The organism is Kitasatospora sp. CB01950 (assembly GCF_001905465.1).
Lineage (GTDB): Bacteria > Actinomycetota > Actinomycetes > Streptomycetales > Streptomycetaceae > Kitasatospora.
In genome coordinates, this window is the sequence record NZ_LISX01000008.1 from 196638 (window position 1) to 216593 (window position 19956).

21 protein-coding genes are annotated in these 19956 nt (G+C 71.3%); 7 read left to right on the forward strand and 14 right to left on the reverse strand.

The window, feature by feature from the left end; genetic code table 11:
* Positions 1 to 76: 76 nt before the first annotated feature.
* Complete coding sequence (locus tag AMK19_RS21325) at positions 77 to 709, reverse strand: DUF6230 family protein (protein ID WP_073814155.1); 633 nt, start codon at positions 707 to 709, stop codon at positions 77 to 79.
* 565 nt (positions 710 to 1274) lie between these two features.
* Entirely contained in the window at positions 1275 to 2252 is a 978-nt protein-coding gene (locus AMK19_RS21330) for a tetratricopeptide repeat protein (RefSeq protein WP_073814157.1), read from the reverse strand.
* A gap of 340 nt (positions 2253 to 2592) precedes the next feature.
* On the opposite strand from AMK19_RS21330, the gene AMK19_RS21335 reads away from it, so the two are divergent.
* Positions 2593 to 3261 carry a TetR/AcrR family transcriptional regulator gene (locus tag AMK19_RS21335; RefSeq protein WP_083647162.1) on the forward strand — a complete coding sequence of 223 codons (669 nt, stop codon included), beginning with the start codon at positions 2593 to 2595 and terminating at the stop codon, positions 3259 to 3261.
* 82 nt (positions 3262 to 3343) lie between these two features.
* Here AMK19_RS21335 and AMK19_RS21340 read toward each other — a convergent pair whose 3' ends face one another.
* The 3 genes from AMK19_RS21340 to AMK19_RS21350 all read right to left on the reverse strand — a co-directional run bounded on the left by AMK19_RS21340 (position 3344) and on the right by AMK19_RS21350 (position 6096).
* Complete coding sequence (locus AMK19_RS21340; RefSeq protein WP_073814159.1) at positions 3344 to 5029, reverse strand: acyl-CoA mutase large subunit family protein; 1686 nt, start codon at positions 5027 to 5029, stop codon at positions 3344 to 3346.
* A gap of 174 nt (positions 5030 to 5203) precedes the next feature.
* Complete coding sequence (locus AMK19_RS21345; RefSeq protein ID WP_073814161.1) at positions 5204 to 5536, reverse strand: DUF3817 domain-containing protein; 333 nt, start codon at positions 5534 to 5536, stop codon at positions 5204 to 5206.
* Between the two features lie 20 nt (positions 5537 to 5556).
* On the reverse strand, positions 5557 to 6096 hold the full coding sequence (locus AMK19_RS21350; protein WP_073814163.1) for a MarR family winged helix-turn-helix transcriptional regulator: 540 nt from the start codon (positions 6094 to 6096) through the stop codon (positions 5557 to 5559).
* Between the two features lie 432 nt (positions 6097 to 6528).
* On the opposite strand from AMK19_RS21350, the gene AMK19_RS21355 reads away from it, so the two are divergent.
* Entirely contained in the window at positions 6529 to 8193 is a 1665-nt protein-coding gene (locus AMK19_RS21355; protein WP_073814165.1) for a M4 family metallopeptidase, read from the forward strand.
* Positions 8194 to 8273: 80 nt separating this feature from the next.
* On the opposite strand, the gene AMK19_RS21360 is transcribed toward AMK19_RS21355, so the two are convergent.
* A complete protein-coding gene (locus tag AMK19_RS21360) occupies positions 8274 to 8651 on the reverse strand; it encodes a DUF3817 domain-containing protein (RefSeq protein WP_073814167.1) in 378 nt (125 codons plus the stop codon).
* A 110-nt stretch (positions 8652 to 8761) separates the two neighbouring features.
* Between AMK19_RS21360 and AMK19_RS21365 the strand changes: the two genes are divergently transcribed.
* The 4 genes from AMK19_RS21365 (at position 8762) to AMK19_RS21380 (ending at position 11694) form a co-directional block, all read left to right on the forward strand.
* Positions 8762 to 9535: a DUF2127 domain-containing protein gene (locus AMK19_RS21365; RefSeq protein WP_073814498.1), complete on the forward strand. Its 774-nt coding sequence runs from the start codon at positions 8762 to 8764 to the stop codon at positions 9533 to 9535.
* 82 nt (positions 9536 to 9617) lie between these two features.
* Complete coding sequence (locus tag AMK19_RS21370) at positions 9618 to 10256, forward strand: AIM24 family protein (protein WP_198953400.1); 639 nt, start codon at positions 9618 to 9620, stop codon at positions 10254 to 10256.
* Positions 10256 to 10906, forward strand: a complete 651-nt coding sequence (locus AMK19_RS21375) for an AIM24 family protein (protein WP_073814171.1) — start codon at positions 10256 to 10258, stop codon at positions 10904 to 10906. Before AMK19_RS21370 ends, AMK19_RS21375 begins: the two co-directional genes overlap by 1 nt.
* Positions 10906 to 11694, forward strand: a complete 789-nt coding sequence (locus AMK19_RS21380) for an AIM24 family protein (protein ID WP_073814173.1) — start codon at positions 10906 to 10908, stop codon at positions 11692 to 11694. Before AMK19_RS21375 ends, AMK19_RS21380 begins: the two co-directional genes overlap by 1 nt.
* 161 nt (positions 11695 to 11855) lie before the next feature.
* On the opposite strand, the gene AMK19_RS21385 is transcribed toward AMK19_RS21380, so the two are convergent.
* From AMK19_RS21385 to AMK19_RS21410, 6 genes are read right to left on the reverse strand one after another with little or no spacing between them, the layout of a single operon-like run.
* Positions 11856 to 13031, reverse strand: a complete 1176-nt coding sequence (locus tag AMK19_RS21385; protein ID WP_073814175.1) for a cytochrome P450 — start codon at positions 13029 to 13031, stop codon at positions 11856 to 11858.
* Positions 13028 to 13645, reverse strand: coding sequence for a GTP-binding protein (locus AMK19_RS21390; protein ID WP_073814177.1), 618 nt, complete (start codon positions 13643 to 13645; stop codon positions 13028 to 13030). The genes AMK19_RS21385 and AMK19_RS21390 overlap by 4 nt, the downstream gene beginning before the upstream one ends.
* Positions 13623 to 13982 carry a DUF742 domain-containing protein gene (locus AMK19_RS21395; protein ID WP_073814179.1) on the reverse strand — a complete coding sequence of 120 codons (360 nt, stop codon included), beginning with the start codon at positions 13980 to 13982 and terminating at the stop codon, positions 13623 to 13625. The genes AMK19_RS21390 and AMK19_RS21395 overlap by 23 nt, the downstream gene beginning before the upstream one ends.
* Positions 13979 to 14398, reverse strand: a complete 420-nt coding sequence (locus AMK19_RS21400) for a roadblock/LC7 domain-containing protein (protein ID WP_073814181.1) — start codon at positions 14396 to 14398, stop codon at positions 13979 to 13981. The genes AMK19_RS21395 and AMK19_RS21400 overlap by 4 nt, the downstream gene beginning before the upstream one ends.
* Complete coding sequence (locus AMK19_RS21405) at positions 14395 to 15855, reverse strand: ATP-binding protein (RefSeq protein ID WP_143200320.1); 1461 nt, start codon at positions 15853 to 15855, stop codon at positions 14395 to 14397. The genes AMK19_RS21400 and AMK19_RS21405 overlap by 4 nt, the downstream gene beginning before the upstream one ends.
* 37 nt (positions 15856 to 15892) lie before the next feature.
* Complete coding sequence (locus tag AMK19_RS21410) at positions 15893 to 16885, reverse strand: MBL fold metallo-hydrolase (protein ID WP_073814182.1); 993 nt, start codon at positions 16883 to 16885, stop codon at positions 15893 to 15895.
* Between the two features lie 192 nt (positions 16886 to 17077).
* On the opposite strand from AMK19_RS21410, the gene AMK19_RS21415 reads away from it, so the two are divergent.
* Positions 17078 to 17593 carry a MarR family winged helix-turn-helix transcriptional regulator gene (locus tag AMK19_RS21415; RefSeq protein ID WP_143200321.1) on the forward strand — a complete coding sequence of 172 codons (516 nt, stop codon included), beginning with the start codon at positions 17078 to 17080 and terminating at the stop codon, positions 17591 to 17593.
* Between the two features lie 9 nt (positions 17594 to 17602).
* On the opposite strand, the gene meaB is transcribed toward AMK19_RS21415, so the two are convergent.
* Positions 17603 to 18556, reverse strand: a complete 954-nt coding sequence (meaB, locus tag AMK19_RS21420) for a methylmalonyl Co-A mutase-associated GTPase MeaB (protein WP_073814186.1) — start codon at positions 18554 to 18556, stop codon at positions 17603 to 17605.
* Positions 18557 to 18633: 77 nt separating this feature from the next.
* Positions 18634 to 19824, reverse strand: coding sequence for an acetyl-CoA C-acetyltransferase (locus AMK19_RS21425; protein WP_073814188.1), 1191 nt, complete (start codon positions 19822 to 19824; stop codon positions 18634 to 18636).
* Positions 19825 to 19956 lie beyond the last annotated feature (132 nt).

The window sequence follows — 19956 nt, forward strand, 5'->3', positions numbered from 1 at the left end:
CGAGGGAGCGGCGTACTGCCGCCCCCTCGGACCGGTGGTCCACGATCGGCCCGTCTGACGGACCGTCAATTGTGGACTAGTAGCACTCGTTGGCGCCCTGGGTGATGTTCAGCTTCAGGCCCGGGAGGGTGAAGGTGCCCGCCGAGGTGGCCCAGGCGGTCTGCTGCACGTGGGCCAGGTCCGCGGACTTGGCGGACTGCGCGAAGCCCTGCGCGCCGGACGGCAGCGAGCCGCCGTCGCTCTTCAGCTTGTTGACGGCCGAGCCCTGCAGGGTGCTGGCGTCCTGGCCGATGTTGATGCTGTGGAACTCGGCGTCGGCGTTCAGCTGGTTCATGTCGATCAGCAGCTGCTGGGCGTCGACCGGGTTGTTCTTGTCCTGGCCGGCCTTGAGGACCAGGGTCCACTTGCCGAGCGGGCCGAGGTCGGTGACGACCGACTGGCACAGGTTCTGCAGCGTCGCGTGGTCGAACGCCGAGATGGCGACCGGGTGCGGGGTCTTGTTGGCCTCCATGTCGACGCCGCCGAACTGCGAGAAGTTCTCGCCGTGCAGCTGGTCGACGGTGACCTTGAACTGCTGGCCGGAGACCGAGAACGAGGCCGCCAGCGCGGAGTTGGCCAGGGAGACGCCGATCGCGGCGGTGGCCGCGAGGCTGGGCACCATCACCAGGGCGAAGCGCTTCCAGCGGGTCTTGCCGTAAGACGTGGACATGCGAGTCCTCCTTCTAGGACGTACATCTCCGGCCGTTCCGGTGCGTCCCGCACATGGTCCGGCCCGAAATGGGAGAGAGCTACGTCCTCGGTAGCGGAGAGCGCCTGATGCCGTGGGGACGGCGTCGGCGATCACCCCCGAGCGACAACCGTGCGGGCGCGCGGGCTGCGCGACCGCCGAGGCCAGGAACCGCCGCGTGGGATCTGCGGTTACCCCCCTGCCCTCACCCGGTGGGGACCCTCGCGGTGGAGGGACCGGGCGTCGCCGATCGTGCTCGAATACCGGGCGGAGCACAAGGGGTGCGTTACTGACGGGTAATCCAACAGTGAACGCGTTCGCTCAGAGGATCGAAGGCGCGACTGCGCAGCGTGACGGAAGACGCAGGCCGCCGGAGCCGTGACCCTGGCAAACACAGGAAAAACACCCCTTCTCCATCACTCGTCGTGACGGAGAAGGGGTGTTATCAAGATTTGGTAAACCCACCCGGTTTAGCCGCGAAAGTCGCCAAATCGCCGACGACACCGCAGGTCACCGAACCTGTCACCCAGTGCCTTCGGAGCGGCTGTCAGAACAGCACCCGGGCCAGCGCCTGCCGGGCCGCCACAGTGCGCGGGTCCTCCGGGCCGATCACCTCGAACAGCTCCAGCAGGCGCAGTCGCGCCGCGTCCCGGTCGTCGCCGAAGGTCTTCGCCACGGTGCCGACCAGGCGGCCGAAGGCGTCCTCGACGTGACCGCCGACCAGGTCCAGGTCGGCCGCCCGCAGCTGGGCCGGCACGTCCTTCGGGTCGGCCGCCGCGTCCGTGCGGACCTGCTGCGGGTCGAGCTGCTCCACCCGCTGCAGCAACTGCGCCTGGGCCAGGCCGAGCTTCGCCTCGACGTGGCCGGGCCGGTCGCTCAGCACGTTCTGGTACGCCTGCACCGCGCCGCCCAGGTCGCCCCGGTCCAGCGCCTCGTGCGCGGCCTCCAGCGCCGGATCGGCCGGCACCCGCGGAGCCTCCTCGGCGGGGGCCCCGCCCGCGGCGCCGCCGACGATGCCGAAGCGCTGCTCGGCGACCGCGATCAGCTGGTCGAGCACCTTGCGGACGTTCGACTCGTTCTCGGCGCCCTGGAACAGCGGCACCAGCTGGCCCGCGACCACGGCCATCACGGCCGGGATGCCCTGGATGCCGAACTGCTGCGCGATCAGCGGGTTGGCGTCCACGTCGATCTTGGCGAGCACGATCCGGCCCGCGTACTCCTCGGCGAGGCGCTCCAGGATCGGGCTGAGCTGCTTGCACGGACCGCACCACTCGGCCCAGAAGTCCACCACCACGGGGACCTCTGCCGAACGCTGGACGACCTCCGACTCGAAGGTGTCCTCGGTGACGTCCAGTACCAGGGGGTAGTCCGCGAGCGTCGGGGCCTCGCCCGCCGCCGCCTGCCGGGCCCGCTCGGCCCGGGTCTGCTCCGCCTTCTGGGCGGCCTCTCCGGCCGCCTTCACCGCGGCGAGGTCCACCGCACCACGCAGGGCGGAGCTGTTGAGACGCGAATTCCGTGACTGCATGGCTCTATCCTCCCCCGCCGGAGCCGGTACCGGACGCCATCCGCCCGGAAATGCCGAAAGCAGGCCCTCCGCCTCCCCAGGCGGAGCCCGACCGTTCGGACGCGGATCCCCACCCGCGCCCCGCGCCCGCCCGATCCCGGAGGGCAGGGCGCATTGGTTGTCGCTCTTTCGCTACTGGTCGTAGCGTATCTGCCCCCCGGGCTCCCCCCGCAAGCCCCAACCGCCCTCCGTGAGCGTGAGCTGTCCCACTTTCCGACCCGGGGCGGGTGTCGGGCAGCGCCGCAGGTCGCTACCGTGGGGCCTCCAAGTTACTTCTGAGTAAATTCGCTGAGGAGGCGCGGTGGCCCCCACCACCCGGCAGCCCGCCGAGCACCCCGACCCGGCCGCCGCCACCCCGCCGCCGCCCACCCGCGGCAAGGGCCGCCCCCGCAGCGCCGCCGCCGACCAGGCCATCCTGGACGCCACCCGCGAGGCGCTCGCCGAACTCGGCTGGGGCGGGCTCACCATGGGCGACGTCGCCCAGCGCGCCGGCGTCGCCAAGACCACCCTCTACCGGCGCTGGCCGTCCAAGAGCGAACTCGTGGTCGACGCCATCGCCAGCCTCTTCGACCAGCTCGAATGCTCCGACCGCGGCAGCCTGCAGGCCGACATCGAGGCCGTCGTCGCCCGCTTCGCCGAACTCCTCACCCGCCCCGAGACCCAGGCCGCGCTGCTCGCGCTGTTCGCCGAGGGCACCCGCGACGTCCACCTGCGGCGGCGCATCCGGGAACGGATCGTCCAACCGCAGAAGGTCCTCGTCCAGCTCGGCCGGGCCAATGCCCAGGCCCGCGGCGAGATGGACCCCGACCGGGACGCGGCCACCGCCGACGAGGAGATCGACATCATCTTCGACACCATCGCCGGCACCGTCGAACACCGGCTACTGGTCAGCGGCGAACCCGTCACCCCGGACTGGATCCGCCGCTTCACCACCCTGCTCCTGAACCCCTTCCCGGGCCTCCTGCGGTGAACAATCAGGGGCGCGGGGACCTTGCGGACGTGGTGTGCGCTTGTCGCGCCGTTCCCCGCGCCCCTGGTTGTGCTCGCTCCTCCTAGAAGCTCGCGTTCTCCTGGTACGTGCCCCACTCGCCACGCAGCGCGTGGCAGATCTCGCCGAGGGTGGCTTCGGCACGGATCGCCCGGAGCATCGGCTCGATCATGTTGGCGCCGGAGCGGGCAGCGTCGAGCATCGCGTCGAGGCCGGCCCGGACGGCCGTCTCGTCGCGGAGCGACTTGCGGTGGGCGAGGACCCGAACCTGCTCACGTTCGACCTCGTGGCTGACCCGGAGGATTTCGAGTTCGGGGGTGACGCTGCGGGGGTGGCAGTTGACGCCGACCACGCGCTTGTCGCCCTTCTCCACGCCCTGCTGGTAGCGGAACGCGGCCTCGGCGATCTCGCCGGTGAACCAGCCCTCCTCGATGCCGCGCAGGATGCCGGCGGTCATCGGGCCGATCGGGTGTTCGGCGCTGCCCTTGTCCAGGATCCTCTGGAAGATCTCCTCGACCTGCGCCTCGATCTTGTCGGTGAGCGCCTCGACGTACCAGGAGCCGCCGAGCGGGTCGGCGACGTTGGTGACGCCGGTCTCCTCCATGATCACCTGCTGGGTGCGCAGCGCGATCTCGGCGGCCTGCTCGCTGGGGAGGGCGAGGGTCTCGTCGAGGGCGTTGGTGTGCAGCGAGTTGGTGCCGCCGAGGACGGCGGAGAGCGCCTCGACGGCGGTGCGGACCACGTTGTTGTAGGGCTGCTGGGCGGTGAGGGAGACTCCGGCGGTCTGGGTGTGGAAGCGCAGCCACTGCGCCTTCTCGGTCTTCGCGCCGAAGTGGTCGCGCATCCAGCGGGCCCAAATGCGGCGGGCGGCGCGGAACTTGGCGATCTCCTCGAAGAAGTCGAGGTGGGCGTCGAAGAAGAAGGACAGGCCGGGGGCGAAGACGTCGACGTCGAGGCCGCGGGAGAGGCCGAGTTCGACGTAGGCGAGGCCGTCGGCGAGGGTGTAGGCGAGTTCCTGGGCGGCGGTGGCTCCGGCCTCGCGGATGTGGTATCCGGAGACGGAGAGCGGCTTGTAGGCGGGGATGCCCTTGGCGCAGTGCTCCATCAGGTCGCCGATCAGGCGCAGGTGCGGCTCGGGGGCGAAGAGCCACTCCTTCTGCGCGATGTACTCCTTGAAGATGTCGGTCTGCAGGGTGCCGTTGAGGACGGCGGGGTCGACGCCCTGGCGTTCGGCGGCGACCAGGTACATGCAGAAGATCGGGACGGCGGGGCCGGAGATGGTCATCGAGGTGGTGACCTCGCCGAGCGGGATGTCGGCGAACAGCACCTCCATGTCGGCGGCGGAGTCGATGGCGACGCCGCAGTGGCCGACCTCGCCGAGCGCCTTGGCGTCGTCGGAGTCGTAGCCCATCAGGGTCGGCATGTCGAAGGCGACGGAGAGGCCGCCGCCGCCGGCGTCGAGGATCATCCGGTAGCGCTCGTTGGTCTGCTGCGCGTTGCCGAAGCCGGCGAACTGGCGGATGGTCCAGGCGCGGCCGCGGTAGCCGGTGGGGTGCAGGCCGCGGGTGTAGGGGTACTCGCCGGGCCAGCCGATGCGTTCGAAGCCCTCGACGTCCTGCCCGGCGGGCGGGCCGTAGACGGGTTCGACGGTTTCGCCGCTCAGCGTGGTGAAGTCGGCGTCGCGCTTGCGCGCCTTGTCGTACCGCTGCTGCCAGCGCTGCCGGCCGGCTTCGATCTGCTCGGCGTCCATCGGCTCCGACTCCGCTCCGTGCGGCCGCCCCGGTGGGTGGGCGGCACAAGTACTTGGATGTCCTACTAATTTACTCGGACGTCCTAGTACCTGTCGATGGCTGTCGCCCCCGGACACGCGAAGGGCGCCCCTCCCGAGGGGGAGGGGCGCCCGGCAGAGCAGGTGCGCGGCAGGTCAGGCCGCGGTCGGCTCCGCGGCGACGATCAGCGGGGCGACCTCGCGGCTGACCTTGCGCTCGACGAAGAACACGGCGGTGGGGATGGTGCCGGCCAGCAGGACCCAGGCGAGCTTGCCGATCGGCCACTTGGCCTTGGTGCCGAGGTCGAAGGCGAGCACCAGGTAGATCACGTACAGCCAGCCGTGCGCGATGCCGACGGCGGTGGTGAAGCCCGCGGCCCCCGAGATGTCGAGGGCGTACTTGGCGATCACCCCGGCGGTGAGCAGGATCAGGAGGACGCCGGTGATGTAGGCCATGGCGCGGTAGCGGGTCAGCACACTCTGCTTCATGCCATCGAGGGTAACCGGCCCTACGGCTGCTCCCGGCCGGGGCCCTCCTGGCGCGGCAGGTCGAAGTCGCCGGCCGCCACCCGCAGCGGGCGGAGCAGGTCGAACACCTCGCGGCAGGCGGCCTCGTCGTAGCCCTCCAGGCCGAATTCGACGGCCATCAGCTCGCGGGTGGCCTGCTCGACGACCTGGCGGCCGCGCTCGGTGATGGCGGCGAGGACGCCGCGCCCGTCGAGCGGGTTGGGGCGGCGGGTGACCAGGCCGGCCCGCTCCAGGCGGTCGACGGTGTTGGTGACGCTGGTGGGGTGCACCATCAGCCGCTCGCCGATCTTGGACAGCGGGAGTTCGCCGGAGCGGCTGAAGGTGAGCAGCACCAGCGCCTCGTAGCGGGCGAAGGTCAGGCCGTAGGGCTTGACCACGGCGTCCACCCGGGCCAGCAGGATCTGGTGGGCGCGCATCACCGAGGTGATCGCCGCCATGGACGGCACGCTGCCCCAGCGGCGGGTCCAGAGCTCGTCGGCGCGGGCGATCGGGTCGAAGTCGAGGGCGAGGGGCTTGGGCACGACCCCACCGTACCCGCGGGGCGGGACGGGGGTAGCAGCTGTCCACGATGGTGGACAAGGCCAGCCGATTGGCGGGATCACGCCAAACAGACAACCGCCACCGCGAAGAGGCCGTAATAACCGGATATTCCGTCACTATTCACTGAAAACACGGGAGTTGGGCCGAGGCCCAGCCAGCGCCGCATGGTTCGCAGTGAAACCTCCGATTTTCCTACCGTTCTATTGCCGCAGGGCTGGCGAGTGTTTGCCAATAGTTGCCCGGGTGCTGTTCCCGGATTTGAACGATTGTCATGCTTCTGCCCAGCCCCGTTCGACACGCCGGCCCCACCCCACCGGCGACCGTCGTTCTGACCGCACGGAGCTGCACGTCAGCACCCGTATCCGCCCCAGCAGGCACTGACCCCGGTGCCCCGGAACGTGGTGCGACCGCGCATGCGGTTGATTCGGAAGGAACCGTACGTGAAGCGAAAGCTCGCTGTCGGAGCCGTTCTCTCTGCCTCTGCCCTGCTGGCCGGCGCGATCCAGGTGAGCACCGGGATCGCGCAGGCTGCCCCCAACCCGGCCGCCGCGGGCCACAGCCGCGGCGACCTGCTGGCGCTGGCCGCCGGGCAGGCCCCCTCCGCCGCCAAGGCCCTGGGCCTGGGCGCCCAGGAGAAGCTGGTGGTCAAGGACGCCATCGTCGACGCCGACGGTACCCGCCACTTCCGTTACGAGCGCACCTACGACGGCCTGCCCGTGCTCGGCGGCGACCTGGTCGTGCACCAGGACGCCAAGGGCCAGGTCCGCTCCTCCGACAAGGCCGTCTCCGGCAGCCTGGCCCCCGCCTCGCTGAGCCCGAAGCTGACGGCCGGCCAGGCCGCCGGCAAGGCGACCGGCGCCGTGCAGTCCACCGTCGGCATCAGCAAGGACTCCGAGGCCGCCCTCACCTCGGTCTCCGGCGCCACCGGCAACGCCGAGCTGGTGGTCTGGGCCGCCGACGGCGCCCCGCGCCTCGCCTACCGCACCACCGTCGAGGGCGTGCGGGCCGACGGCACCCCGAGCCGCCAGAAGCTGGTCACCGACGCGAACACCGGTGAGGTCCTCTCCACCCACGAGGAGATCGAGACCGCCAACGCGACCGGCACCGGCAACGGCGTCTTCGTCGGCAACGTCTCGCTGACCACCACGCTGACCGGCAGCAACTACACGCTGAAGGACGCCACCCGCGGCAACCAGTACACGACCACGCTGGCGGGCAAGACCTCCGGCAACGGCACCCTGTACTCGAAGACCACCAACAGCTGGGGCTCCGGCGCCGCCTCCAACGGCGAGTCCGCCGCCGTGGACGCCCAGTACGGCGCGGCCGTCACCTGGGACTTCTACAAGAACACCTTCGGCCGCAACGGCATCCGCAACGACGGTGTCGGCGCGTTCAGCCGGGTCCACTACGGCAGCAGCTACGTCAACGCGTTCTGGGACGACAGCTGCTTCTGCATGACCTACGGCGACGGCTCGGGCAACACCCACCCGCTGACCGAACTGGACGTCTCGGGCCACGAGATGAGCCACGGCGTCACCTCCAACACGGCCGGCCTGAACTACTCGGGCGAGTCCGGCGGCCTGAACGAGGCGACCTCCGACATCTTCGGCTCGATGGTGGAGTTCTACGCCAACCTGTCGAAGGACGTGCCGGACTACCTGATCGGCGAGCTGATCAACATCAACGGCAACGGCACGCCGCTGCGCTACATGGACAAGCCCTCCAAGGACGGCGCGTCCGCCGACTACTGGTCCTCCACGGTCGGCAACAAGGACGTCCACTACTCCTCGGGCGTCGCCAACCACTTCTTCTACCTGCTGGCCGAGGGCAGCGGCGCCAAGACCATCAACGGCGTCAGCTACAACTCGCCCACCTACAACGGCGCGGCCCTCACCGGCATCGGCCGGGCCCAGGCCCAGCAGATCTGGTACCGCGCGCTGACCGTCTACATGACCTCCACCACGAACTACAAGGCCGCGCGCACCGCGACCCTGAACGCGGCGAAGGACCTGTACGGCTCCGGCTCGACCCAGTACAACGCGGTGGCGGCGGCCTGGACCGGCGTCAACGTGAACTGACCCTCACCGGGTAGCGAAAAAGCTCGCGGCGGCCGGGCCTCCCACGAGGGGGCCCGACCGCCGCGCACCACGTTCTGCCGTCAGGCAGTGGCCGGCTTCACCGCGTCCAGCTCGCCGCGCTCCTCCTTGGCCAGCATCCGCTCGGCGAAGAAGCCGCCGGTGGGCAGCACCGACAGCACGAACAGCACCGCCGTGCGCTTCGGCTCCCAGCGACGCTCCTTGGCCGCCAGCGCCAGGAACACCACGTACAGGATGAACAGCACGCCGTGCACCATGCCCATCACCTGCACGCCGTCGAAGCTGGTGGTGCGCTTCAGCACCGAGCAGATCAGCAGCAGGATGAACGACAGGCCCTCAGGGCCGGAGACCAGGCGCAGGCGGTGGACGGCGGCGATGCTCTTCACGGGATTCCTCACAGGGCACGGGCGGCGGGCTTTGTGAACGGATGCACAAACCATGCCTATTATCACCGACCCGTCATCGGCGCCGACCCCGGACCCCCTATCCTGCTGTGCTGCGCGCGGCCTGACCGCCAGGCCCGCAGACCCACGGGGGGACGCACGACATGCTGAGGCGAGACTGGGACCGGCACACCTGTGCCCGGCGCGGCCACATCACCTACGCACCCGACGAGACCGACCTGCGCGAACGGCTGCACGCCGCCACCGCCCTCGGCACCGCCTGGCGCTGCCTGCGCTGCGGCGACTTCGCACTCGGTGAGCCGCACGGCTCCGGCCCGGCCGAGGACGCGCCGCTCGTGCCCCGCGGCAAGGCCCTGCGCGACCTGTTCATCCTGCGCTTCCTGGCCGTCGAACGACTGCTGCGCGGCCTGCTGATCGTGATCGCCGCCTGGGCGGTGTGGAAGTTCTCCAACAGCCAGGACGCGGTGCGCCGGATCTTCGACGAGAACCTGACCGTCTTCAAGCCCGTCACCGACCACTTCCACTACGACCTCGACCACTCGCCGATCGTCGACACCATCCGCAAGACCTTCGACTACCGGCACAACACCCTGATCTACGTCGCCGCCGCCCTGGTGGTCTACGCGCTGATCGAGATCGTCGAAGCGTTCGGCCTGTGGTGGGGGCAGCGCTGGGCCGAGTACCTGACCGTGGTCGCCACCGCCGCGTTCCTGCCCCTGGAGGGCTACGAACTCAGCGAGCACGTCAGCGCGTTGAAGATCTGCACGCTGCTGCTGAACATCGCCGCGGTGCTCTGGATCATGCTCTCCAAGCGGCTGTTCGGTCTGCGCGGCGGCGTGGCCGCGTTCGAGGCCGAGCGGCACTCCGCGTCGCTGCTGGAGGTGGAGACCTCCGCGGGAGCGCTGCCGCAGACCGCCTGACGACGCGTCCGATGTACGGGTTCCGTACCGGCTCGCCCGGCCCTCTCCCCAGATCGGGGCGGGGGCCGCTACATTCCGGAGCGTGGCACAGTTCCGACTCCAGGGGTCCAGGGTCCTCGCCGTCGATCTCGCCGGGGACACCGTCAAGGCACGCAACGGCTCAATGGTCGCCTACACCGGGCAGATGGGCTTCAAGAAGCTCACCGGCGGCGGCGACGGCCTGCGCGGCATGGTCACCCGCCGGCTCACCGGCGAACGCATGGAGGTCATGGAGGTGAAGGGGCAGGGCACCTGCTACTTCGCCGACAAGGCCACCGAAATCAATCTGGTCCGGCTGAACGGCGAGACGCTGTTCGTCGAGTCCGACAACCTCCTCTGCACCGAGGCGACGCTGCGCACCGGCACCTCCTTCACCGGCCTGAACGGGATGGCGAGCGGCAACGGCCTGTTCACCACCAAGGTCGAGGGCCAGGGCTGGGCCGCCGTCACCTCCAACGGCCCGGCGGTGATCCTGCGGGTCGCCCAGGGCCTGCCGCTGCGGGTCGACCCCGGTGCGTACATCGCGCACACCGGCAACCTGAACCGCGCCCTCAAGTCCGGCGCCGGCTGGACCACGCTGATCGGCGAGGGCGGCGGCGAGGCCATGCAGGTCGAGTTCACCGGCGAGGGCCTGGTCTACGTCCAGCCCTCCGAGCGCCTGACCTTCGGAGGCGACGCCTGATGGCCTTCACCCGGATCAACCACAAGATGGTCTCCGCCCAGGTCTTCCCCGGTCAGCGCATCCTGTCGCAGCGCGGCGCGATGCTCGGCTACACCGGCGAGGTCACCTTCAAGCCCAACCTGATGGGCGGCCAGGGCGGCGTGATGTCGATGATCGGCCGCCGGGTCGCCAACGAGGACACCCCGCTGATGACCGTCGAGGGCCACGGCATCGTGATGTTCGGCCACGGCGGCCACCACGTCCACATCATCGACCTGGCCGGCGACACCCTCTACGTCGAGGCCGACCGCCTGCTCGCCTTCGAGGGCAGCCTCCAGCAGTCCACCATGTTCATGGGCCGGCAGGGCGGCCTGATGGGCGTGGTCCGCGGCCAGGTCACCGGACAGGGGCTCTTCACCACCCAGCTCAGCGGCAAGGGCGCGGTCGCCGTGATGGCGCACGGCGGCGTCGTCGAACTCCCCGTCTCCCCCGGCCTCCCCGTCCACGTCGACCCGCAGGCCTACGTCGCCCACCGCGGCCAGGTCACCAACAAGCTCTCCAGCGCGCTCGGTTGGCGCGACATGGTCGGCCGCGGCTCCGGCGAGGCCTTCCAACTCGAACTCTCCGGGCACGGCATGGTGTACGTGCAGGCCAGCGAGGTGAAGCTCTGATGTCCTACCCGCCCCTGCTGCAGAACCCCGGCGGCGACGGCCCGCAGATCTGGGACCCGTACACGCTGCCCGTCAACGACAACGTCAACCCGTACTGCTTCTCGGTGGACCTGAACGGCGCGTACTACCTGCAGAAGGGCAAGATGGTCGCCTACTACGGCGACATGCGCTTCTCCGGCATCGGCCGCGGCGTGCTCGACCGGGTCCTCGAACAGAACTTCAACTCCCCGCTGCACGCCTCCGACTGGGTCGTCGCCGAGGGACGCGGCAAGCTGCTGCTCGCCGACCGCGCGTACGACCTCAACTCGTACGACCTGGAGGACGGCAACCTGACCGTCCGCTCCGGCAACCTGCTGGCCTTCGAACCCTCGCTCCGCCTCAAGCAGTCGATCATCCCCGGGTTCCTGACGCTGCTCGGCACCGGCAAGTTCGTCGCCGCCTCCAACGGGCCCGTGCACTTCGTCGAACCCCCGGTCCGCGTCGACCCCGAGGCGCTGGTCGGCTGGGCCGACTGCCCCGCGCCCTGCCACCACTACGACCACAGCTACCTGCACGGCGTCATCGGCGGGATCCGGCACCTGACGGGGATCGGCGGCGCGAGCGGGGAGGAGCACCAGTTCGAGTTCATCGGGGCGGGGCAGGTGCTGATGCAGTCGTCGGAGACCGTCATGGCCGAGAAGTCGGTGGGCGTCGTCGGCGAACAGTCGGCGGTCCCGCACCAGCAACCGACGCAGGCCGCACCGGGGTTGGGGAACTTGAGGGACCTCGGCCGGCAGTTCGGACTGTAGGGGCGAGGGAGAGCACCACCAGGGGCGAGGGGAACCGAGCGACAGGCGCAAGGCCCGTCCGTAAGGTCGCGATCACGTGCAGGTCATTGTCCTGCGTCGCGATCTTGCGGTCGGGTCCTTACGCTTCGCGCAGTTCCCCGCGCCCCTGTCGGTGCACATTCCTACAGGGCTGTGAACGTCACCGGGAGGGAGACGAGCGCGCGGTGGACCGGGCCCTGGCGCCAGAGGATCCGGTCCGCGGGGACGGCCAGGCGGAGGTCGGTGAGGCGGCTGATGAGGTATTCGATGGCGGTGACGGCCATCAGGACGGCGGGTTGGCGGGCGGGGCAGCGGTGGGGGCCGGCGCCCCACGCGAGGTGGGCGTAGGAGCCGCCGAGGGACTCGCTCTCGCTGGCGGGGAGGGCGGCCTGCGCGTTCGCGGAGGCGTAGGAGATCAGCACCGGCTCGTCGGGCGCGATCGGGGTGCCGTGGAAGACGATGTTCCGCCGGCTGTAGTGCGGGGCGAAGTTGGACAGCGGCGGGTCCGTCCAGAGCACTTCGTTGACCGCGTCGTGCGCGCTGAGCGCGCCGCTGTGCAGGGAGCCGGCGTAGCGCTCGTCGGAGAGCATGCGCAGCAGCGCGTTCGCGGTGAGGTTGGCGGTGGGTTCGTGGCCGGCCATCAGGGTCAGGGTGATGTGCCGGACGACCTCCTCGTCGGCGAGCCGCGCGGGGTGGTTGGCGAAGGCGGAGATCAGGTCGTGCCGGGGTGCGGTGCGGCGTTCGGCGACCAGGCCGGTGATGACGGCGACCAGGTCGGCGTACGCGGCGATGGCGCCGGTGGAGGATTCGAAGGCGCGGTTCATCGCGGCGCTGATCCGGTCGAGGTCCTGGTCGGGGATGCCGTACCAGGAGCAGAGGATGAGCAGCGGGAGCCGGTAGGCGTACTGGGCGAGGATGTCGGCCTTGCCGGTGTGCGCGAATTCGGCGATGAGCTGTTCGGCGACGGCGGTGGTGTCGCGTTGCAGCAGGTGGGGTTCGATGATGCCGACGCTGTCGGTGATGACCTGCCGGTAGCGGGCGTGGGTGGCGCCGTCGGAGAAGAGCGCGGTGGGGCGCCAGCCGAGCATCGGCATGATCGGGGAGTCGGCGGGCTGGGTGGCCTGCCAGACGCGCGGGTCGCGGGTCCAGGTGTCGGTGTCGCGGAGGATCTCCAGGGCGACGTGGTAGTCGGTGACCAGCCAGGCGTCGATGCCGGGGGCGAGTTCGACGGGGGCGAGCGGTCCGCGGTCGCGCAGCCGGGCGTAGTGGGCGTGCGGGTGCGCGGCGAACTGGGGGCCGTAGAGGGCGGTGCGGGTCATGGGGCGGTCTCCTGCGGGAGGCGGTCCAGGACGTGTTCGGTGAGCGAGATCAGGGCGTCCAGGCAGCCTTGGCGTTCCCGGGCGTCGCATTCGATCAGCGGCGTCGCGGGGTCGAGGTCGAGCGCCGCGCGGATCTTGTCGAGTTCGATCGGCGGGGTGTCGGGGAAGCGGTTGACGGCGACCGTGTAGGGCAGGCCGGCTTCCTCGATGAGGTCCATGGCGTCGAAGGCGTCGGCGAGGCGGCGGGTGTCGGCGAGGATCAGCGCGCCGAGGGCGCCGCGGGCGAGGTCCTCCCAGAGCGGGAGGAAGCGGCGTTGGCCGGGGGTGCCGAAGAGGTAGAGGACGAGGTCGCCGCCGGGCAGGGTGAGCCGTCCGAAGTCGACGGCGACGGTGGTGGCGGTCTTGCCGGGAATCCGGGCGGTGTCGTCGACCGGGATGCCCTGGGCGGTCATGGTCTCCTCGGTGTGCAGTGTCGGGATCTCCGACAGCGAGCGCACGAAGGTGGTCTTCCCTACCCCGAACGGCCCGGTGATCATGAGTTTCATCAGGATCGGGTCGGTGGCGGGGAGGTAGATGGGGCTGCTGCCCGTGTTACTTGAGGGCGCGAAGTCCACTGAGGAGCCTTTCGGCGAGGTCCCGGTTGACCGGCTGGGCGGAGGGGATCGGCGCGCGCACCTTGAGGGCGCCGCGTTCGGCCAGGTCGGCGGCGATGAAGACGGTCGCGCTGACCGGGAGCCGGAGGTGGGCGGCCGCCTCGGCGACGGTCAGTGCGCCGGGGCGGACGAGTTCCCATAACTGGCGGTGTTCGCCGCCGAGTCCGGCGGGGAGGTCGGCGGCGGCGTGCAGGATGCTGAGCCGGTCCAGGCTGTGCCTGCCCGGGGCCAGCTCGCGGCCCTGGGTGGCGAGGTAGGCGGGGACCAGGCGGCGGCGGGGCCCGCTGGGTGTGGTCATGTCCCGCTCGCCTCCCGGGCGGGGCTGGCGAGGGCTCTGGCGAGCGCGGCGACCTGGACCTGCATCTGGTACGCGATGGTGCCGAGGTCGGCGCCGGGGGCGGCGAACACCGCGAGCGAGGAGTTGGCGCCGGCCGGGGTGACGACGGCGTAGCCGAGGTCGGACTCGACGACGGTCTGGGTGAGCCGGACCTGCTCGGCCTCGGTGAAGGCGACGGTGAAGGCGCGGGCGGCGGCGTGCAGCGAGGCGGTCATCGCGGCGACCCGGTCGGCGTTGTCCCGGCCGAGGTCGGCGGAGTGGCCGGTGACCAGGCCGTCGCCGGTGGCGATGACGGCGTTCTGCACGCCCGGCAGGTCGAGCAGCGGGGTGAGGACCCAGGAGAGGTCCTCGGTGTGGCGGCGGAGCTGGGTGGTCACGGGATTTCGACTCCTTCGGGTGCGGCGGGTCCTTCGGGGCCCGGGCTCTGGTGGGCGGCGCTGCGGCCGGCGAGAGTGCCGGACTGCAGGGCGGACCACGCCGAGCGGGCCCGGTCGGGGGTGCTGCCCGCCGGGGACGGGAGGGGGGACGGCGCGTCCTGCTGCGGGACGCGGGGGCTGCGGCGCTTGCGGGTGGGCAGCGCGTCGCCCGCGTCGAACACCGGCGTGGTCTGGGTGATCGGGCGGGGGGCGAGCGCGGAGAGCGGAGCGGCCGGGTCGGTCAGGGTGAGCAGGTCGGCGGGGAGCCGCAGGATGGCCCGGACGCCGCCGTACGGGGACGGCTCGACGCGGCAGCCGAAGCCGAACTGGCGGCAGAGCAGGCCGATGACGGCGAAGCCGGCCTGCGGCGGGTCGCCGAGTTCGGTGAGCAGGACCTCGGCCTGGCCGTCGAGCAGGTCGCCGGTCCGTTCCAACTGGTCGGGTTCCATGCCGACGCCCATGTCGTCGACCACCACCAGGGCGCCGGAGCTGCCCTGTTCGATGGAGACCACGACCCGGGTCTCGGGGTGCGAGTAGGCGGTGGCGTTGCCGAGGATCTCGGCGAGCGCGATGGCGACGGGTTCGGCGGCCCGGGCGGCGACGGCGAGGCGGGGTTCGCGCAGGTGGTTGGTGATCTCGATGCGGGCATAGCCGGCCACCCGGGACTGCGCACCGACGCAGAGTTCGGCGAGCGGCGAGTCCTCGCGGGTCATGCCGGGCCAGGAGCCGGAGAGCACCGCGAGGGCCTGGACCCGGCGCAGCGTGAGTTCGTTGCGGAAGTCGAGCGCGAGCAGGCGCGGGTCGTCGACGCTGAGCTGGATCTCCTCCAGCAGCGAGCGGACCTGGATCAGCAACGCCTGGATCTTGGACGCGGCGCCGCGCAGCGCGGCCCGGGCGGCGGCGTCGGTGCGTTCGCGTTCGGCGAGCACGGCCCGGACGGCGGCGGTGAGCGTGCTGTCCAGGGCGTGGTGGAGTTCCTCGGTGCCGCCGGTGGTCTCCAGCGGCCCGGGGACGGGCGTCCGGGGGTGGGTGAGCGCGGTGGTGGCGGCGGGCAGCCGCTCGTGCGCGAGGTGGACGAGTTCGCGCACGGCCGCGGCGTAGCGGACGTCGGCGACGGTGCGGTGGGCGTCCGCGGTGCGGGCCGAGGTGTCGGCGGCGTGCGTGCGTTCCTCGGCGGCCTCGGCCCGGGCGTCGGCGGCGTCCGCGCGGTCCTGCGCGGTGCGGGCGGCGGCGTCGGCGGCGCGGCCGCGCTGCTCGGCCGCGTCGCTGCGGGCGGCGGCGGCGCGGGCCGAGAGGTCGGCCTCGGCGGCGCGCTGTTCGGCGGCCCGGGTGCTGCGGGCGGCGCGGCGCAGCGCCCACAGCAGGGGTCCTGCGGTCAGGGCGGCGCCGGCCAGCAGGGCGAGCACGATCACGACCATGGGGTCCTCGGGGGGTGTCGTCGTCGCGGGTCGGGGGTCAGGCGGTGCTGGCGGCGGTTTCGGCGCCGCGCTGCCGGGCGAGGCCGGCCATCCGGCCGAAGACCTCCATCATGGCGGGCGGTTCGCTGCCGTCGAGGTGCCGGTACTCGGTGCCGATGGTGATCAGCAGCCGCTCGGGCAGGCCGAGTTCGGGGTAGCGGCGTTCGTCGATGACGGTGCGCGCGGCCTCGGCGGCCGGGACGCCGGCGGCGTGCAGGGTGTGCGCGCGGTCGCGGACGTGGCCGAGGTATTCGGCGTGGGCGCGCAGGTCGTAGCGGGTGAGCAGCGGGCCGTGGCCGGGGACGACGGTCTCGGCGCCGGTGGCGAGGATGCGTTCGACGGCGTCGATGACGTTGCCGAGCGGGCCGGCCCAGTGCACGGGGTGGTCGCCGGGGCGGTCGGCGGTGGAGCCGAAGACGATGTCGCCGGTGAACACGGTGGAGCGGGTGGGCAGGTGGACGATCAGGTCGCCGCTGGTGTGGGCCGGCGGGAGGCTGCTGATCTGCACCGGGATGTCGCCGACGCGGAGTTCGAGTTCGCCGGTGAAGACGGTGTCGGGCTTGATCGCCGGGGTGTCCGCCCAGTCGAAGCAGCCGAAGTGCTCGTGCAGGTAGGAGCCGGTGTCGCTGGCCCGGTCGAGCTGCTGGAGCAGGGCGTGCTGCTGCTCGGGGGTCGGCTCGTAGGCGATGTGGTGCAGCGCCTCGTGGGTGGTGATGAGTTCGGCGTCGGGCAGGACGCCTGCGCCCCACATGTGGTCGCCGTTGGCGTGGGTGACGACGATGCGGTCGACGGTGACACCCTTGGGCAGGACGGCGCGGGTGCGGTCGAGGAACTGGCCGGCCAGCGTGCGGTCGTAGGGGGTGTCGATCCACAGCGCGGTGCTGTCGGACGCGACCAGGCCGCAGTTGGCCAGGCCCCATCCGCGTTGCTGGGGCTGCCAGGCGTACACGCCGTCGGCTATCGAATGGAAGTTCGCGCTCCGCGTCGTCATGGGCGCGATTATGCCTAACATGCCGTCACCGTCCGACTGCGGGCCGGAAATTGAGCATGCCCTTTTCAATCCTGCCGGGCAGGGAGGCGGTGGTGCGGATGCGAATCAAGTCGACGCCGCCGGCATCCGCCCTCACATCGACGGCAGTTGTGAATTTGTACAACATTGAACAACATCCGCTACACTGGACGCATGGATACTCCTGTGACCGAAGCGCCGGCGGTCCCTCCCTCCCCCGCGGAGGAGGACGCGCCCTGGCTCGACGCGCGTGAGCAGCGGTTCTGGCGCGCCCACCTGGAGGTCGGGAAGCTGCTCGAACACCAGCTGAGCCGGGAACTGCAGGCGCACAACCTCGCCATCAACGACTACGAGATCCTCGTGGTGCTCTCCGAGTCCCCCGACCACCGGATGCGGATGACCGACCTGGCCACCGCCACCATGCAGTCCAAGAGCCGTCTCTCCCACCAGATCACCCGGATGGAGACGGCCGGCCTGGTGCTGCGCCAGGAGTGCCCCGGCGACCGCCGGGGCCTCTACGCGCACCTGACCGAACGCGGCTGGGAGACGCTGCGCAAGGTCGCGCCCGACCATGTGCGCAGCGTCCGCGAGCACTTCGTCGACCGCCTCACCGACGAGCAGCTGGACGCGATGTACGCCGCCCTCGCGCCGATCGCCGAGCACCTGCGGGCGCTGCGCGGCCGGAGCTGAGGCCCTCGCTCAGCCGGTGAGTTCGGCGACCAGCCGGTCGGCGGCGGTGTACGGGTCGAGGGTGCCCTCGGCGACCTGGCCGGCCAGCGCGTCCAGGTGGCGGTCGCCGCGCAGGTCGCCGATCCGGGCCCGCAGCGCCGCGAGCGTGATCGCCTCGACCTCCTGGGCGGCCCGGCGCCGGCGGCGGACGGCGAGTTCGCCGGTCTCGGCCAGCCAGCCGTGGTGCTTCTCCAGCGCGTCGACCAGTTCGTCCACGCCCTCGCCGCGGGCGGCCACGGTCTTCACGATCGGCGGCCGCCAGTCGCCGGGCTGCCGGGACTCGCCCAGGCCGAGCATGTGGTTGAGCTCGCGGGCGGTGGCGTCCGCGCCGTCCCGGTCGGCCTTGTTGACGACGAACACGTCGCCGATCTCCAGGATGCCCGCCTTGGCGGCCTGGATGCCGTCGCCCATGCCGGGGGCGAGCAGCACCACCGAGGTGTCCGCCTGCGCGGCGATCTCCACCTCGGACTGGCCGACGCCGACGGTCTCCACCAGGATCACGTCGCAGCCCGCCCCGTCCAGCACCCGCAGCGCCTGCGGGGCGGCCCAGGACAGGCCGCCGAGGTGGCCGCGGGTGGCCATCGAGCGGATGAACACCTCCGGGTCGGTGGCGTGCTCCTGCATCCGCACCCGGTCGCCGAGCAGCGCCCCGCCGGAGAACGGCGAGGACGGGTCGACGGCGAGCACCCCGACCCGCTTGCCGAGCTTGCGGTAGGCGGTCACCAGCGCGGAGGTGGAGGTGGACTTGCCCACCCCGGGCGAGCCGGTCAGGCCCACCGTGTACGCCCGCCCGCTGTACGGGGCCAGCGCGGCCATCACCTCGCGCAGCTCGGGGGCGGCGTTCTCCACCAGGGTGATCAGCCGGGCCACCGCCCGGGGGCGGCCCTGCCGGGCCTGCTCGACCAGCGTCGCCACATCGGCCATCGGGTTGCTCCTCGCAGCACAAAAGACGGGATCCCCGTGAAACGGCGCCTTCCGCTTCACGGGGACTTGACGTTCGGTCAGCCCTGCGCGGGGACCTTGACGATCAGGGCGTCGCCCTGGCCGCCGCCGCCGCACAGCGCGGCCGCGCCGACGCCGCCGCCGCGGCGCTGCAGCTCCAGCGCCAGGTGCAGCACCACGCGGGCGCCGGACATGCCGATCGGGTGGCCGAGCGCGATCGCGCCGCCGTTGACGTTGACGATCTCGTCGCTGACGCCCAGGTCCTTCATCGACTGGTGGGCGACGGCGGCGAACGCCTCGTTGATCTCGATCAGGTCGAGGTCGGCGACCTCCAGGCCCTCCTTGGCGAGGGCGTGCTTGATCGCGTTGGACGGCTGCGACTGCAGCGAGTTGTCCGGGCCCGCGACGTTGCCGTGCGCGCCGATCTCGGCGATCCAGGTCAGGCCCAGCTCCTCGGCCTTGGCCTTGCTCATCACCACGACCGCGGCGGCGCCGTCGGAGATCTGCGAGGAGGTGCCGGCCGTGATGGTGCCGTCCTTGGCGAAGGCCGGGCGCAGCTTGGCCAGGCCCTCGACGGTGGTGTCGGCGCGGATGCCCTCGTCCAGGCTGAACAGCACCGGGTCGCCCTTGCGCTGAGGGATCGCGACGGGGACGATCTCGGCCTCGAACACGCCGTCGGCCTGGGCCTTGGCGGCGCGCTGGTGGGAGGCGGCGGCGATGGCGTCCTGCACCTCGCGGACGATGCCCAGGCGGGTGTTGTGCTTCTCGGTGGACTCGCCCATCGGGATGTTCTCGTAGGCGTCGGTCAGGCCGTCGTGGGCCATCGAGTCGAGCATCTCGATCGCGCCGTACTTGTAGCCCTCGCGGGACTTCGGCAGCAGGTGCGGGGCGTTGGTCATCGACTCCTGGCCGCCGGCCACCACGATCTCGAACTCACCGGCCCGGATCAGCTGGTCGGCCAGCGCGATGGCGTCCAGACCGGACAGGCACACCTTGTTGATGGTGAGCGCCGGGACGTTCAGCGGGATGCCGGCCTTCACGGCGGCCTGGCGGGCCGGGATCTGGCCGGCGCCGGCCTGCAGCACCTGGCCCATGATCACGTACTGGACCTGCTCGCCGGAGACGCCGGCCCGTTCCAGCGCCGCCTTGATCGCGACGCCGCCCAGCTCGGCGGCGGAGAAGCCCTTGAGCGAGCCGAGCAGTCGGCCCATCGGTGTGCGCGCACCTGCGACGATCACAGAAGTAGTCATGGACGAGCCCCTTCGCGCGTCGGACCAGAGGGTATGGGGATGCGGTCAATGTACTGATCGGTCACCGCCGCGTCACCGCCGCGAGGATGTGATCAGCGCTACTGGCACCTACCAGTGAACACCGTGCCAGTT